At 74.0% G+C, this 15570-nt stretch carries 16 protein-coding genes and 1 pseudogene; 10 read left to right on the top strand and 7 right to left on the bottom strand.

The genetic code is table 11. The features are described 5' to 3' along the window. The 3 genes from AB0E96_RS26715 to AB0E96_RS26705 form a co-directional block, all read left to right on the top strand. Positions 1-201, top strand: a 201-nt coding sequence (locus AB0E96_RS26715) for a sigma-70 family RNA polymerase sigma factor (protein WP_359827975.1), incomplete at its 5' end; no start/stop codon positions are given. 82 nt (positions 202-283) lie between these two features. After that, entirely contained in the window at positions 284-679 is a 396-nt protein-coding gene (locus tag AB0E96_RS26710) for an STAS domain-containing protein (protein WP_359827973.1), read from the top strand. A 163-nt stretch (positions 680-842) separates the two neighbouring features. Continuing rightward, positions 843-1322 (top strand): ATP-binding protein, encoded by a 480-nt coding sequence (locus AB0E96_RS26705; protein ID WP_359827972.1) that lies wholly within the window; start codon positions 843-845, stop codon positions 1320-1322. 97 nt (positions 1323-1419) lie between these two features. Here the strand turns inward: AB0E96_RS26705 and AB0E96_RS26700 are convergent, their stop codons facing one another. Further along, positions 1420-1788 (bottom strand): PRC-barrel domain-containing protein, encoded by a 369-nt coding sequence (locus tag AB0E96_RS26700; protein WP_359827970.1) that lies wholly within the window; start codon positions 1786-1788, stop codon positions 1420-1422. A gap of 255 nt (positions 1789-2043) precedes the next feature. Here AB0E96_RS26700 and AB0E96_RS26695 point away from each other — a divergent pair, with 255 nt between their 5' ends. After that, positions 2044-3171, top strand: a complete 1128-nt coding sequence (locus tag AB0E96_RS26695; RefSeq protein ID WP_359827968.1) for a mechanosensitive ion channel domain-containing protein — start codon at positions 2044-2046, stop codon at positions 3169-3171. 10 nt (positions 3172-3181) lie between these two features. Here the strand turns inward: AB0E96_RS26695 and AB0E96_RS26690 are convergent, their stop codons facing one another. Further along, the gene (locus AB0E96_RS26690) at positions 3182-4246 is read right to left on the bottom strand and encodes a YihY/virulence factor BrkB family protein (protein WP_359827967.1); all 1065 of its coding nucleotides are present in this window, start codon (positions 4244-4246) and stop codon (positions 3182-3184) included. 299 nt (positions 4247-4545) lie between these two features. On the opposite strand from AB0E96_RS26690, the gene AB0E96_RS26685 reads away from it, so the two are divergent. The 6 genes and pseudogenes from AB0E96_RS26685 to AB0E96_RS26660 all read left to right on the top strand — a co-directional run bounded on the left by AB0E96_RS26685 (position 4546) and on the right by AB0E96_RS26660 (position 11132). After that, the gene (locus AB0E96_RS26685; protein WP_359827965.1) at positions 4546-7665 is read left to right on the top strand and encodes a phosphocholine-specific phospholipase C; all 3120 of its coding nucleotides are present in this window, start codon (positions 4546-4548) and stop codon (positions 7663-7665) included. A gap of 178 nt (positions 7666-7843) precedes the next feature. Beyond that, positions 7844-8071 (top strand): hypothetical protein, encoded by a 228-nt coding sequence (locus AB0E96_RS26680; RefSeq protein ID WP_355264471.1) that lies wholly within the window; start codon positions 7844-7846, stop codon positions 8069-8071. Between the two features lie 43 nt (positions 8072-8114). Then, a complete protein-coding gene (locus tag AB0E96_RS26675) occupies positions 8115-8567 on the top strand; it encodes a DUF6879 family protein (RefSeq protein WP_359827963.1) in 453 nt (150 codons plus the stop codon). Between the two features lie 43 nt (positions 8568-8610). Beyond that, a pseudogene (locus AB0E96_RS26670) lies at positions 8611-9228 on the top strand (methyltransferase); the annotation flags it as partial. Next, positions 9207-9605, top strand: coding sequence for a DUF6087 family protein (locus AB0E96_RS26665; protein ID WP_359827962.1), 399 nt, complete (start codon positions 9207-9209; stop codon positions 9603-9605). The pseudogene AB0E96_RS26670 and the gene AB0E96_RS26665, both read left to right, overlap by 22 nt. Before the next feature lie 216 nt (positions 9606-9821). Further along, the gene (locus AB0E96_RS26660; RefSeq protein ID WP_359827960.1) at positions 9822-11132 is read left to right on the top strand and encodes a M14 family zinc carboxypeptidase; all 1311 of its coding nucleotides are present in this window, start codon (positions 9822-9824) and stop codon (positions 11130-11132) included. 283 nt (positions 11133-11415) lie between these two features. Here the strand turns inward: AB0E96_RS26660 and AB0E96_RS26655 are convergent, their stop codons facing one another. From AB0E96_RS26655 to AB0E96_RS26635, 5 genes are all read right to left on the bottom strand, one after another. Continuing rightward, on the bottom strand, positions 11416-12408 hold the full coding sequence (locus AB0E96_RS26655) for a TIGR03571 family LLM class oxidoreductase (protein ID WP_359827958.1): 993 nt from the start codon (positions 12406-12408) through the stop codon (positions 11416-11418). A 69-nt stretch (positions 12409-12477) separates the two neighbouring features. Further along, positions 12478-13314, bottom strand: coding sequence for an aldo/keto reductase (locus tag AB0E96_RS26650; RefSeq protein WP_359827956.1), 837 nt, complete (start codon positions 13312-13314; stop codon positions 12478-12480). Positions 13315-13326: 12 nt separating this feature from the next. Further along, positions 13327-13683 (bottom strand): nuclear transport factor 2 family protein, encoded by a 357-nt coding sequence (locus AB0E96_RS26645; RefSeq protein WP_359827954.1) that lies wholly within the window; start codon positions 13681-13683, stop codon positions 13327-13329. Further along, complete coding sequence (locus AB0E96_RS26640; protein ID WP_359827952.1) at positions 13680-14114, bottom strand: heme-binding protein; 435 nt, start codon at positions 14112-14114, stop codon at positions 13680-13682. The genes AB0E96_RS26645 and AB0E96_RS26640 overlap by 4 nt, the downstream gene beginning before the upstream one ends. 43 nt (positions 14115-14157) lie before the next feature. After that, positions 14158-15357, bottom strand: a complete 1200-nt coding sequence (locus AB0E96_RS26635) for an MFS transporter (RefSeq protein ID WP_359827950.1) — start codon at positions 15355-15357, stop codon at positions 14158-14160. Between the last annotated feature and the right edge of the window lie 213 nt (positions 15358-15570).

Here is a 15570-nt window from a genome sequence, read left to right as displayed (position 1 = left end):
GCCCGGGTGGAGGACCTGGTCGCGCTCAAGCCGCTGGTCGGCGCGCTGCCGGAGCGCGAGCGGCTGATCCTGTCGATGCGCTTCTGCGAGGACCTCACCCAGTCGCAGATCGGCGCCCGCCTGGGGCTGTCCCAGATGCACGTCTCCCGCCTGCTCTCCCGCACCCTGCGGCGCCTGCGCGAGGGCCTGGAGGAGGACTGAGGGGCCGGGGGGCGACCCCGCCGCTTGGCCGCGGGACGGTGTCTACGTAAGGTCGGAGGGCACGGACATGGAGGGGACGACGATGATGCCATCCGACAACGACCAGCGGGACCTCGTAGCGGCGGCCTCCCCGTACCGAGCGGAGCTGGCGGTGCGCACCCGCCCCGCGGCCCGCGGCGCGGTGGTCTGCGCCCTGGCGGGCGACCTCGACATCGAGACCCTCGCCCCCGCGGCCGACACGCTCACCGCCCTGGTCGCGCAGCGGCCCGGCGCGGTGGTGATCGACCTCGCCGGGGTGGGCTTCTGCGACTCCTCCGGGCTGAACCTCCTGCTCAAGACCCGCCTCGCGGCGGGGGAGGAGGGCGTGGAACTGCGCCTGGCCGCGGTGCCGCCCACGGTGATGCGGGTCCTCGAACTGACCGGCACCCACGCGGTGTTCTCCATCCACGCCTCGGCCGAGGAGGCCCTGGCGGCCTGAGCCGCCCCGCCCCGCGGGCGCGGCCCCGCGGGTGCGCGCCGGGGCGCGTGTCCGGGCGCGTATCGCGGGCGAGCCGCGCACCGGGCGCCGGGGAAGGCATAATCCCGGGAGCGCCGGGAAACCGACCATGCGAACCGCCGTCGATCCGAAAGGGTGCCCTCACATGACGATGAGCCGGGGAACCCTGGACGGAGACCCGCACCGCGCCGGGCCGGCCCTGCCGCCCGGCGGCCAGCGCAGACGGCTGCCCCTGGCCGGGATCCCCAAGCCGGTCGCCCGGGCCCGGGCCTTCACCACCGAGGCCGTCGGCGACTGGTACCCGCCCGCCGCGGCGCCCGGTGCCCACGAGGGCGTCGGCGCGGACGTCGTGCTGCTGGTGGCCGAACTGGTGGCCAACGCCATGCTGCACGGCGACGGACCGCTGGAACTCGTCCTGGACGCCACCGGGCAGCGCCTGCGGGTGGAGGTCAGCGACCGCAGCCAGGCGATGCCCGCGCTGCGCCTGCCGCACGAGCCGACCCTGCCCGGCGGCCACGGCCTGTTCATCGTGCAGCGCACCGCCGACCGCTGGGGCGCCGAACCGCACGGCCAGGGCAAGACGATCTGGGCCGAGTTCGACGCCCACCGGCTGTCCCGCGGCTGACCGGCGGCCGTCCCGGGGCCCGCGCCGGCCCCACACGCCGGCCCCACACGCCGGCCGGCCGCCGCCCCGGGCGGGACGGCGGCCGGCGGCCGGTCGCTCAGAGGATGCGGCCGCTGTAGAACGGGCCGTAGTAGAGCGCGTACCGGTCCTGGAACCCGGGCTCCACCTCCAGCACGTCGCGGTCGAGGTCGGGGCCGGCCTTGATCTCCTCCCTGCTCCGGTCCACGTACACCTTCCGCTCCGCGATCTCCACGCGGGAGACGGTGCCGGCCGGCAGCAGCACCCGCTTCCCGAAGATCCAGGGGCCGGTGTCGACGACCAGGTACTGCGCCCCCACCTCCTCGGACAGCTTGTCGACCTTGCCGATGGGGCCGTCCTCCGCCTCCACGTGGAACCCGATGAGGTCGGTGCCGGCGCGGTGGCCGCTGGCGTCACGGAACTCCCAGATGCCGGTGTTCCCGCTCATGCGCATCTCCCTTCCCTGGTACGGGCCGGCGAGGTGCCGGCCCGGCGCGGACGCGCGATGACCGGCTGCCCCGCCCCGCCGCATCCATGCCGCCCGGCCGCCGGACGGCCCGCCGGCGCGGCACTCCGGCACCGGCCGCCGTCCGGCCGCCGCCGACAGGAATGGCCGCGCCCCACCGGGAAAAACGAGCTGCCGGCGGGCGTCGCCGTACCCGGGCGCCCGCCGGCCGCACCCGGGAGAAGGGAAGACCGACAGATGTGGTGGAGCCTGCTACGCCTGGCACTCGCGAGCGCCGGGGCGGTGCTCTTCGCGTACGGCCTGGACCGGATCGCGCAGTTCGCGGTACGGCGCCTGGCCGCCCGCGCGGGCACCGCCGGCATACCCCTGCTGGTGCGCCGCTGCCGGCTCCCGCTGCTGGCGCTGACGGCCTGCCTGCTCCTGCTCGCGGCCCTGCCCTGGATCGCCGCGCCGCCGGACGCCCGCGACGGGCTGCGCCACCTGGCGGTGATCCTCGCCATCGCCGCCGGCGGCTGGCTGTGCGCCCGGGTGGTGGCGCTGGTCGTGGACAGCACCCTGCGGCTCGCCGTGCACCGACGCGACCCGGCCTGGGCCGGGCGCGCCCGCACCCAGGCCGACCTGCTCGGCCGGATCGTCCAGGCGGTCGTCGCCGTGGTGACGCTGGGCGCGGTCCTGATGACCTTCCCGGCCGTGCGCGGCGTCGGCACCAGCCTGCTCGCCTCCGCCGGGCTGGTCGGCGTGGTGGCGGGCGTGGCGGCCCAGAGCACCCTGGCCAACGTCTTCGCCGGCGTCCAGATGGCCTTCGGCGACCTCGCCCGGATCGGGGACGTGGTCGTGGTCGGCGGCGAGTGGGGCACCGTCGAGGAGATCACCCTGACCGCCGTGGTGATCGCGACCTGGGACCAGCGGCGCCTGGTGATGCCCATGTCGTACTTCGTCGGCCGCCCGTTCGAGAACTGGTCCCGCCGCTCCAGCCGGATCACCGGCACCGCGCTGCTCCACCTCGACCACCACGCCCCGGTCGCCGAGCTGCGCAAGGAGTTCGACGCCTTCCTCGCCGGGAACCGGCTGTGGGACGGCGAGGGCAGCGCCCTCCAGGTGGTCGACACCACCCCCACCACCATCGTGGTCCGGGTGCTGGCCACGGCGGCGGACGGCGCCGACGCCTTCGAGCTCCGCTGCCAGCTGCGCGAGCACCTCATCGGCTACCTGCGCGACCACCACCCGTACGCCCTGCCCCGGCTGCCCGTGGCCCCGGCCCCCGGCTCGCACCCGGACACCGGGGCGTTCCCGGACACCGGGGCCGTCACCGACCAGCAGCCCGCGCCACCCGCGCCGCCCGCGCCACGCGCGCCGGGCAGGTGACCGGGGGCCGTCACCGGCCGCCCTCCCCGCCCCCGTCCTTCCCGCGCTCCTCCTTCGGCCCGTCCGGCTCCCCGGGCTCCCCGGGCTCCCCGGGCTCCCCGGGCTCCCCGGCCGGTGACGGCTCCCCGTGGAAGGAGACGTCGACCCGCTGCTCGGGCCGGCGCTCCTCCTGCCGGGCGACCGAGGACAGCACCGCCACGTCCGCCTCCGTCAGCGGCGGCTGCAGCAGGCTGCGCGGCCACAGCCGCCGGGCCAGCACCACGTTGGTCTCGGCCGCGTACACGGTGACCTGCGCCGCCAGGTAGAGCCAGGACAGCAGCCCGATCACCGTCGCGAAGAACCCGTAGACCTGGCTCGCGTGCCGCAGCGCGTGGGCGACCAGCAGCGACCCGCCCGCCTGCAGGGCCGTGAACAGCGGCCCGGCCAGCACGCAGCCCGGCCACAGCAGCCGCAGCGGCACCTCGCGCGGGGTGAGCACCCGGAAGCACGCCAGGCACAGGGCCGTGTTCACCAGCGCCGAGACGACCAGGCCCCCGACCCGGGCGGCCGGCCCGGCCAGCGCGCCGGCGACCAGCGAGGCGGCGGCGGTGGCCAGCGCCAGCCCGACGCCCAGCACCACGAACAGCAGCCCGCAGCGCGCCAGCCGCGGCCAGTAGCCGGGCCGCTGCACGCCCGGCACGTTCCAGACCTCGGCCATGGCGTGCTGCAGCACCTGCGCGATGCCCAGCGCGCCGTACAGCAGCCCGAGCACGCCGATCAGCAGCGCCAGGCCACTGCCCCGCAGCGAGTGGACGTTCTGGCGCAGCTGGTCGCCGATGATCGGGAAGTCCGCGAGCGCGGAGTCGAGCACCGCGCGCTGCGCCCCGGGGTGGCCGTGCAGGACGAAGCCGAGGGCGGTGCTGAGCAGGAGCAGCAGCGGGATCAGGGCGACGAAGCCGTAGTAGGTGATCAGGGCGGACAGCAGCCCGCCCCGGTCGTCCCCGTACTTGCGCACGACGCCGATCACCAGGCCGGGGGCCCGGTGGCGCTGCTGGAAGCGGTCCACGGCCCGCAGGCCCCGTTCGATGGGATTCACGCCGCGCGTCTGCCCGGGGTGCGCGGGTGCGACACCCCGGTCGCGGCATCCGGGTGACGGGTGGGGTTCCTGACGGCCGGTCCGGCGCTGCCGACGCGTCGACTGCTTGATCAACTGGCGTCAAGTTGTCTGTACAGCTCGGAGTCAATTGTCGGCCACCGGACCGTCATCGGACACGACGGCCGCGTCCACCTCGGTCTCGTACACATAACGGGTCCGGTCCGAACCGCGCGGCCGGCCCCCCGTACCGAAGCCCGGTAGCGAACACCCGCGGTCCGTCAGCGAGGAGCCCCACCCCCATGAGTCCCAAGCCCGAACTGTCGCGCCGCAGCGTCCTCGGCGGAGCGGCGGCGGCCGCGGTGCTGTCCGCCCTCCCGATCAGCGTCCAGCAGGCGCTCGCCGCACCGGCCCGGCCCGGACGGCTGGCGGACATCCAGCACGTCGTGGTGTTCATGCAGGAGAACCGCGCCTTCGACCACTACTTCGGCACCCTGGCGGGCGTGCGCGGCTTCGGCGACCGCACCGCCGTGCGCGGCGTCGACGGCCGCTCGGTGTTCCACCAGCCCGACCCCGGCCGCAAGGAGGGCTACCTGCTGCCCTTCGCGATGAACGCCGCCCACACCAGCGCCTACCAGCAGGGCGCGCCGTCCTTCGGCTACGGCGACTCCATGAACGCCTGGAACGACGGCCGCGCCGACGGCTCCGTCACCCGCCGCTCCTCCGGCTGGCTCGGCCAGGGCTACTACGAGTCCGCCGACATGCCCTTCTACCACGCCCTCGCCTCGGTGTTCACGGTCTGCGACGCCTACTACGCCTCCGTGCAGTGCAACACCAACACCAACCGCGACCACCTGATGACCGGCACCAGCGGCGGCACCGTGCGGGACACCCCGGTGACCGACAACACCGAGATCCCCGGCGGCTACGAGTGGACCACCTACGCCGAGCGCCTGGAGAAGGCCGGCGTCAGCTGGAGGACCTACCAGGCCATCGACAACTTCGACGACAACGCCCTCGCCTGGTTCGCCCCCTTCGTCAAGGCCAAGCCCGGCGAGCCGCTGTACGAGCGCGGCATGCGCGCCGTCGGCGACCCGGCCAAGAAGAACGACCCCTTCGCCATGGGCGACGCCCTGGTCGAGGCCTTCACCGCCGACGTCCAGGCCGACCGCCTCCCGCAGGTCTCCTGGATCGTCGCCCCCGCCGCCCTGTCCGAGCACGCCAACTACGCGCCGCCGAACGGCGAACACCTCACCTCCCGGCTGCTGTCCGCGCTCGCCGCCAAGCCCGAGGTCTTCCAGAAGACCGTCTTCATCCTCAACTACGACGAGCACGGCGGCTTCTTCGACCACCACCTGCCGCCCGTCCCGCCGCTGGCCGACGGCCGCGGCAAGTCCAACGTCCCCGTCGACGGCGAGGTCGTCGTCCGCGTCTCCAAGGGCTCCTCCACCTACCACCGGGTGGTCGGCCAGGACGGCAGGTACCGGGTCAGGGCCGCCGACGGCGCCCTCACCTGGTCCGACACCCTGCCCGCCGGCGAGACCCTCGTCTCCGGCCCCTACCCGATGGGCCTGGGCGTACGGGTGCCGATGGTCGTCGTCTCGCCCTGGACCCGCGGCGGCGTCGTCGACTCCACCGTCTACGACCACACCTCCGTCCTGCGCTTCCTGGAACAGCGCTTCGGCGTCCAGGAACCCAACATCAGCCCCTGGCGGCGCGCCGTCTGCGGCGACCTGACGAACGTCTTCGACTTCTCCGGCCGCAACCCCGCCTGGCCGCAACTGCCCGACACCAGCGGCAACCGCCAGAAGGTCGTCGACACCGGCAAGCTCCCCGCCCCCACCGTGCCCAGCCCCCAGACCTTCCCCCAGCAGCAGCGCGGCACCCGCTCCTCCCGCCCCGCCCCCTACAACCTGCTGGTCAAGCCCCGCCTCAAGGGCGACGAACTCACCCTCGACTTCGTCAACCAGGGCCGCCAGGGCGCCGTCCTCGCCGTCTACCCCGCCCCCGGCGAGGCCCCCAGGCACTACACCGTCGCCGCCAGGAGCCGCCTGTCCGACGTCTGGAAGGTCGGCCCCGCCGGCTACGACCTGCGCGTCCACGGCCCCGACGGCGCCCTGTGGCACCTGCGCGGCGACACGAACTCCGCGTACGAGATCTCGCTCTCCGAGGAGGGCGGCGGCAAGGTGCTGGAGGTCGACGTCATCAACCGCTCCCGCACCGCCCGGACCTTCCTGGTCGGCGACCTCGCCTACGGCGACGGCCTGCGCGAGGTCCGGGTGGCCGCCGGCGACGACCGCACCGTCAACCTCAAGGTCGGCCCCGAAGGCTGGTACGACGTCGCCGTCGGCGTCCAGGACGACCTCGGCTTCCGCCGCCGCATCGCCGGGCGCTTCCCCTGGGACGACCGCACCGTCACCGACCCCGCCCTCGGCCTGGCCGACCCGCTCACCGTCGACCTCGCCCTCGGCGCCGCCTCCACCACCATCGACGAACCCGTCCTGCTGCCCGGCCGCCCCGCCACGATCACCGCCACCCTCACCGCCACCACCGCCCTCACCCGCCTGGAAGCCCAGCCCCTGCTGCCGCCCGGCTGGAGCGCGACCGCCGTCACCGCCGCCCCCGACAAGCTCGCCGCCGGCGCCAGGGCCACCGCCGTCTGGCAGGTCACCCCGCCCGCCAGGCTGCCCGCCACCGCCACCCACCGCCTGCTCGTCACCGCCCGCGCCCAGGCCGACGGCCGCTACGCCGTCGCCGACGGCGAACTCGCCGCCCGCCCCGCCCCGCTGATGACCGGCCACCTCCTCGACGAGGACTTCGAATCCCTCGCCGACACCCTCAAGCCCGAATCCGGCCTGCTCGGCTGGACCGCCCAGGCCCCCAAGGGCTGGACGGTCGTCAACGCCCCCGCCATGCCCCAGGGCACCACCCGCCTCCAGGGCTGGACCTTCCACACCAAGCGCGAATGGGCCGCCCTCGGCGCCCAGGACCGCGGCAACTTCACCCGCGCCCTCGGCGTCGTCGCCGTCGCCGACCCCGACGACTGGGACGACACCGGCTCGCCCTCCCGCAAGGGCGTCTTCGACTCCACCCTGGTCTCACCCGCCGTCACCGTCCCGGCCGGCACCGACACCCTCCACCTCGCCTTCGACTCCCACTACCGCCAGGAAGCCCCGCAGAAGGCCACCGTCACCGCCGTCTTCGACAGCGGCACCGAGACCCGCCTGCTCACCTACGGCCCCGACGCCACCGGCACCGACAACGCCGGCAAGGACGCCCAGAACACCGGCATCACCCGCAGCTTCGCCGTCCCCGCCGGAGCCCGCACCGTCACCCTCAAGTTCCGCATGTACGACGCCGGCAACAACTGGTACTGGGCCGTCGACCACATCCGCCTCGACACCCGCCCCGTCACCGGCTGACCCCCGCCGCCCCACCGGGCCCGCCCGCGCCACCACGCCGGGCGGGCCCGACCCGTACCTCCCCGGTCCGCGCCTGCCGGGCCGGAGCGAGCAAGTTCGAGCAAGTCCATGGTGCGAGCGGCGACTTGTGCGGCAAGATCGTTCAAGGCGATCGACTCCGACCTGCCAGGAGGCCACCATGGCACTGCACAAGCTCGGACAGGACCCCAACAGCCCCGAAGGCAAGTCCCCGACGGTCTACTTCGACGACGCGACGGGCAACTACGTCCTCCAGGGCTGGAAGGTGCTCGACTCGGAACGTCTCGCACAGATGGACATCCCCGGGAACGAGACGGTGATCGAATTCCCCAGGCGCATGATGCAGTTCTTCCCGGAGGTGAACGGTGGCGGCGGTCCCATCGCTTGAGGAGCTGCTGCGGACCTGTACCCGCTCGGCTCTCCATCTGGAGATGCGCGACGGATACATGCGGGACGACCCGCTGTTCCTCCGCTGGCTCAGCGGACAGCGCGACGACCCTGCCGACCGCCCGTCATGGTGGAGCCCCTGGTTGCAGCTCATCGAGGAGACCACGAGCCGCGGCGTCGAGGTGCTGCGCGCGCGGGTCGTCTCGGAACCGGTGAGCGAGTACATCCGGTTCGAGCACGAGATCACGTTCCGGAACGTCGCCTCCGGTGAGCAGGTCAGGTGGCTTCCCCGTCGGCAGGCGACCGGCCTGGCACTTCCGGGCAACGACTTCTGGTTGATCGACGGAGAGCTTCTCCTGGTTCATCACTTCAGCGGCGACGGCGACTTCGTGGACGACGAGGTCACCACTGATGCGCGGACCGTGAAGCTCTGCACCTCCGCTTTCGAGGCCGTCTGGGAACGAGCGGTCCCGCACGAGGACTTCCGGCTGCGCTGATCGTGGCCGCGTCGTCCAGCGTTCAGCAAGCCAAGCAGGCCATCCGTACGATCGCGTGATCGCCACCTGCGCCGTCAGCCGCATCCCCTACACCTGGATTCGTCAGACCGAGCCGGGCGGGATCGTCCTCACGACGGTCGGTTCCTGGGGCTACGGAACCGGCCTGGCCAAGGTCGTCGTCAACGGCGACGGCACCGCCGAGGGCCGCATCGTCGACCGGTCCTCGTTCATGCAGGCCCGGTCCCAGGCCGCCGTGCCGATTGCCGGTGATCTGTCCGCCCGCACCGCCTACCCCGACAGCGAGCGGCCCGCCGAGGTGCCGCCGACGATCCTCGGCGAGTGGATGCCGGCCTTCATCGCCCAGCTGGCTTCCCCCGGCGCTCAGTTCGTCCGGGCCACCACGGACGACGGCGCACAGCTTCTCTATCTCTTCGACCCGGATCGCGAGTCCTTCGCCGAGTTCATCGCCGAAGGCGGAACGTGGATCGTCCGCCAGGGAGGCCCCCTCGCCCTGTGGGACGTCACCGAGCGTGCGCTCCTCGCCTGGCAGGCAGCCGGCAGCCCGGACACCACCGCCGTGCAGCTCCGGATCACCGAGAGGACTCACACGTACTGGATCGGGGACAACCCCGAACTCCGATGGGAACACCGCATCGTCTGAGCACCGCGCGCACCCCGGGCCGCCCCCAGTACCCTGGCACCGGCCCCAACGTGAGGAACACGAGGTTGGACGACGAGCCGCTGTCGGAATGGGCGGAGCGCCGTGACGCGAAGACCGGAGAACTTCGCGCCGTACCCATCACCCCTGAGCACGGACCCCGGGGCGCGCACCTGAACCCGGACGCGCCCAGGGCCATCGAACGGTGGAACGGACACATGTGGGAGTTCCACGCGGTGGCGGCCAACCGCGCAGAGGCTCAGCGCCTCCTGTTCCCCGGAGGCCAGGAGCCCCCGGTGACCGGCCCGGCCCCCAAGTTGCTCGGGCCAGGTGCCGGAAGGCACCGGAAGCCGCAGAAGCCCGGACCAGGGCCGGCCTGACTCTCACATTCACTCGCCTGGCAGGACCTCGGCGACTTCACCCGCGCCCTGGGCGTCGTCGCCGTCGCCGCCCCGACCACTGGGACGACACCGCCCGGCTGCTGGGCCCGTCCGAGCCCCCGCGCCGGGCGGGCCCGGGCCGCACCTACCCGGCCCGCACCTGCCCGAGACAGGTACAACTAACTACTCCACGACCACCAGGGGAGGAAGCCGAAGGTGACCGACACGACGACCCCCGCGGCCGACGCCGCCCGACTCCACGACCACTACCCCAGCCTCGACGAACTCACCACCACCGCGCACCAGTTGGCCGCCCGGCGAGCAGACCTGTGCCGGGTGCGCACCATCGGCACCTCCCGCGCCGGCCGGCCCCTGACCCTGCTCACCGTCGGCCACGGCCCGCACGACCTGCTCGTCGTCGCCGGCGCCCACGCCGACGAGTTCGCCGGCCGCGCCACCACCCTCCACCTCGCCCACCACGCCCTCACCCACCCGCACCCCGGCCTCACCTGGCACTTCCTGCTCTGCCTCGACCCCGACGGCGCCCACCTCGCCGACGGCAGCCGCACCGCCCGCACCCTGCGCGCCTACTACGACCACTACTTCCGCCCCGCCGCCGAGGACCAGCCCGAATGGGCCCCCGCCATCGACTCCGACCTCCCCGAGAGCCGCGCCCTCCTCGACCTCGTCGACGAACTGCGCCCCACCCTCCAGTTCTCCCTGCACAGCACCGACGTCGGCGGCACCTTCGTCCAGGCCACCAGCGACCCCACCGCCCTCGCCCACCCCTTCGCCCGCTCCGCCGCCCACCACGGCATCCCCGTCGAAACCGGCGCCTTCGACACCTTCCACCTGCACGAATCCGCCCCCGGCCTCTACCTCATGGCCCCCCACCACATCGACCACCAGGAGACCACCACCGGCATGCTCACCCCCGACCGGGACGGCGGCCACCGGACCGGCACCTGGTTCGCCCCGCAACGCCACGGCGGCGAGACCGTCCTGGTCGAAGTTCCCGCCTTCACCAGCGCCCACCTCGGCGACACCCGCCCCGCCGCCGACGTCCGCCGGTACCTGGGCACCTGCGCCGCCCGCCTGCGCCACCGCGCCACCCTCCTCACTGCACTCCTCGACGGCGCCCTGCCCCACGTGCGCAACCCCGACACCCCCCTGCTGCGTGCCGCCCGCACCCCGCTCGCCGCCCTGCACCAACTCGCCGACGAATGGGACCCGGAACTGCGCGGAGCGGACCTCCTGCGCACCCCGATCACCCGCGCCCGCCTCACCGGCATCGACCTGTGGGCCCACCGCGTCCCGGTCCGCGCCGCCGCCCTGCTGCGCCGCGCCGTCCGCGTCGCCGGCGCCCCGGCCGCCCGCGAGGCCGCCCGCCTCGACCACTTCCTGCGCGACTGGTGCGCCCAGTACCAGCAGCGCTTCGACCCCGTCTGGCTCCCCGTCGCCCACCAGGCCGCCCACCAGGCCACCACCGTCCGCACCGCCGTCGCCCTGCGCCACCCGACCCCCTGACCCCCAGGGGGACGAGGGCGGGGCATCACACCCCGCGGGCCGGCGGAGGCCACTGCGCAGGGCCTGCCTGGCTGCCCGCGTCCCGGGGGCGGGACGCGGGCGAGGGCTGACGGTTCGCCGTGGCCCTGGTGCCCCTGGCGTGCCGTCCGGCCTCGGCGCCGACGTGCGCCCGTGCCCGGCCGGCGGTCCGAACTGGCGTGCGGTGGTGTGTCGTTCGCGGTGTGCCGCCGCTTGTGCGTCCGCCCGCGTCCCGGAGGGCGGGACGCGGGCGGTGGTGCGGAGCTCAGCCGTGGCGGGCCGGGGCGGTGAAGCGGGGCAGGACCTCCTCGGCGAGCTCCTGGAGCAGTTCGTCGACCGGGCGGTCGTTGGGGCGCAGGTTGAAGGAGACGTGGGCGACGCCGAGTTCGGACATCAGCTCCAGGTGCTCGATCAGGGCGGTGCGCCCGGTGGCGAGGCCGAGCCGGATGGGGCGCGGCGCGGTGGCCGGGTCCTCGGCGAGGGTGAGGACCATCGGGGTCAGGTAGGGCTTGTCGCCGGCGAGGTCGCGCCACTGGCGCATCCGCAGGCGCAGCGCGTTCGGGTCGCGCGGGTAGTTGAGGGAGGCGTCGGCGTGCTCGGCGATCCACTCGGGCTTCTGCTGGGCGCCGCCGGCGACGGCGATCGGTATGCCCGTGGGGTGGACGGGCTTGGGCAGGACCTCCAGCTGCTGTTCGGCGCCGAGGCCGAGGGCGGGCAGTTCCAGCGGGCCGGGGCGCCAGGCGGCGCGCAGGGTCTCGACGCCGGTGCGGAAGGCGGCGCCGCGGCCGTGGAAGTCGCGGTCGAACAGCGGGTACTCCACGGGGCGGTCGCCGCTGGCGAGGCCGAGCAGCAGGCGGCCGCCGGAGAGCGCGTCGACGGTGGCGGCGGCCTTGGCGACGAGCAGCGGTTCGCGCAGCGGCAGGACGATCGCGCCGGTGGCGAGGACGGCGTCCTCGGTGAGGGCGGCGAGGTGGCCGAGGTGGGTGAAGGTCTCGAAGACGCTGCCGGCGTCGCCGAACCGTACGGGGTCGTAGAGCGGGACGTCGCGCACCCACAGGGCGGCGAAGCCGAGGCGGTCGGCGAGGGCGGCGAGGCGGGCGTGCTCGGCGAGGTCGGGGACGCCGAAGGGGCGGCCGGCCTCGCGGTCGGCCCGGCCGCGGTCCTGGCCCCAGTCGTTGTCCAGGGGCAGTTCGAGGCCGATGGTCAGCCGGCCGTCGGCGGGGGCCAGTCGGGCGAGTGCGGGGTGGAGCGGTGCCATGGCGGGTCCTTCGAAAAAACACCCGTCCCGGGCGGCGGTGCGGCCGCCCGGGACGGAGGGTGGGGCGGGTCAGCTCGCGTTGAACTGGTCCGGGTGCGGGCCGGTGCGCAGGTCGCGGTCGCCGGCGGCGATCGCGGCCATGTCCTGCTCGGTCAGCTCGAAGTCGAAGACGTCGAGGTTCTGCCGGATGCGGGCCGGGGTGACCGACTTGGGGATGACGATGTTGCCGAGCTGAAGGTGCCAGCGCAGGACGACCTGGGCGGGGGACTTGCCGGTGCGCTCGGCGATCGCGGTGATCGCCGGGTCGCTCAGGACGGCGCCCTGGGCGAGCGGGCTCCAGGCCTCGGTGGCGATGCCGTGCTCGGCGTGGAAGGCGCGCAGCTCGGCCTGCTGGAGGCCGGGGTGCAGCTCGACCTGGTTGACGGCCGGCACCAGCGGGCTGTTGTTCAGCAGGCGCTGGAGGTGGGCGGGCTGGAAGTTGGACACGCCGGCGGCGCGGATGCGGCCCTCCTCGGCGAGGCGCTCGATGGCGCGCCAGGAGTCGAGGTAGAGGTCGCGGGCCGGGGTGGGCCAGTGGATCAGGTAGAGGTCGGCGTAGTCCAGGCCGAGCTTGGCGAGGCTGGCGTCGAAGGCGCGCAGGGTGGCGTCGTAGCCCTGGTCGGCGTTCCACAGCTTGGTGGTGACGAACAGGTCCCGGCGGGCCACGCCGGAGGCGGCCAGGGCGCGGCCGACGCCGGTCTCGTTGCCGTAGATGGCGGCGGTGTCGATGCTGCGGTAGCCGGCTTCCAGGGCGGAGGCGACGGCGGCGGTGGTCTCGTCGTCGGGGACCTGGAAGACGCCGAAGCCGAGCTGGGGGATCTCGACGCCGTTGTTCAGCTTCACGGTGGGGACGCTGGGGGTGGTCATGTTCTGTCTCCTTCAGGCGGTGCGGTGGGTGAGGGTGTAGTGGACGGTCTGGGCGCTGATGAGGCCGTCGCGGAAGACGAAGGTGTCGACGCCGTCGGCGACTTCGTGGTCGGCGGTGCGGGCGCTCCAGCGCAGGAGCAGCACCTCGCCGGCGAAGCTCGGGGTGAGCTGCCAGCGGGCGTCGGGCAGGTCGGCGAGCAGGCGGCCGATGGCCTGGCGGATGCCGGCCCGGCCGTGGAAGGTCCCGGCGGGGGTGATGGCGACGGCGTCCTCGGTGTAGTTGCCGCTGATCAGGTCGAGGTCGCCGGTGCCGAGGCGTTCGCCGTGGTCGGCGAAGACCTCCCGCGGGCCGCGGGTGGCGGTGCTCACCGGCCGAGGCGGCCGAGGCGGTCGAGCGCCGCGGTGGCGAAGGAGTGGTCCTGCTCGGGGGCGCCGCCGCCGACGCCGATGGCGCCGATCAGCCGGCCGTCGCGGTGGACCGGGATGCCGCCGGCGATGAACAGCAGCGGGCGGTCCAGGGCGGTGGGCAGGGTGTGGAACGGTCCGTCGGGCTTGACCAGGTCGACCAGGTCGGCGGTCGGGGCGTTCAGCTGGAGGGCGGTGTAGGCCTTGCGGGTGCTGGTCTCGCCGGAGATCAGCACGGCGCGGTCGTCGCGGCGGAAGGCGAGCAGGTGGCCGCCCGCGTCCAGGACGGTGACGCTGACCGTCACGCCCGCGGCCTCGGCGGCGGTGCGGGCCGTGTCGACGAGGAGCTCGGCGTCGGCGGTGGTGAGCGGGGCGGCGGCGGGGGTGGTGCTCATGGTGGTGCTTCTTCCGTGGGGTGGGTTCAGGTCGGTTCGATGGTCAGTGGCGCAGGGCGGCGTGGCGGGGAGCCGCGCCCGTGGCGGCGGCCGCACGGGTGTCGCGGCGCTCCAGGGCGGCGGACCAGAAGGCCAGCAGCAGGGCCGCTCCGGCGAGGACGGCGCCGACCCAGTTCGGGGCGGTGTAGCCGAGGCCGGCGGCGATCACCATGCCGCCGAGCCAGGCGGCCAGCGCGTTGCCGAGGTTGAAGGCGCCGATGTTGACGGCGGAGGCCAGGGTGGGGGCGCCGTGGGCCTGGTCCAGGACCCGCTTCTGCAGCGGGGGGACGGTGGCGAAGCCGAGGGCTCCGACCAGCAGGATGGTGACGGCGGCGAGGATCTTGTTGTGGGCGGTGAGGGTGAACAGCGCCAGCACCACGGCGAGGCCGCCGAGGGTGGTGTAGAGCATCGGCATCAGCTTGCGGTCGGCGTAGCGGCCGCCCAGCAGGTTGCCGAGGAACATGCCGATGCCGAACAGCACCAGCAGCCAGGTGACGGAGCCGTCGGCGTAGCCGGCGACGTTGGTCATCATCGGGGCGATGTAGGTGATCGCGGCGAAGACGCCGCCGAAGCCGAGCACGGTCATCGCCATGGCGAGCAGCACCTGCGGGTTGCGGAAGGCGGTCAGCTCGCGGCGCAGGTGGGCGCCTTCGGGGCGGGGCATGGCGGGGACGAGCCGGGCGATGCCGAGCAGGCCGATCACGCCGAGCGCGGCGACGCCGGCGAAGGTGGCGCGCCAGCCGACGGCCTGGCCGATGAAGGTGCCCAGCGGCACGCCGACGATGTTGGCGATGGTCAGCCCGGTGAACATGGTGGCGATGGCGCCGGCCTTCTTCTGCGGGGCGACGAGGTCGGCGGCGACGACGGAGCCGATGCCGAAGAAGGCGCCGTGGGCGAGCGAGGTCACGATGCGACCGGCCAGCATCACGGGGAAGGACGGGGCGAACGCGGAGAGCAGGTTTCCCGCCACGAACAGGCCCATCAGCAGCATGAGCATGGTCTTGCGGCTGATCCTGGTGCCGAGGACGGTCATCAGCGGGGCGCCGATGACCACGCCGAGGGCGTAGCCGGTGACCAGCAGGCCCGCGTTGGGGATGGAGACGCCGTAGTCGCCGGCGATCTGGGGCAGGAGTCCCATGATCACGAACTCGGTGGTCCCGATCCCGAATGCGCCGATGGCCAGGGCGATGAGAGCGAGAGGCATGGGCCCGAACCCTTCTGTGATTGCTTGAGCTAGCGCCTTGCGTGTTCAAACAATAATTGCAGACGCGTGATAAGTGCAAGCGCGGATATGGTGCACGCGCCCAGGGTCGCCGGTCGCGGGGTGTCGGCGGGGCGGGCCGGGGCGTGCGGTCGCGGGGTGTCGGCGGGGCGTGCGGGGGCGGGCGGACGGGGTGCGGGGTGTGCGGGGTGCGGG

Source organism: Kitasatospora sp. NPDC036755 (assembly GCF_040636595.1).
GTDB lineage: Bacteria > Actinomycetota > Actinomycetes > Streptomycetales > Streptomycetaceae > Kitasatospora.
Note: the sequence above shows the minus strand (reverse complement) of the source record. Positions and strands in the feature narration are given on the sequence as shown.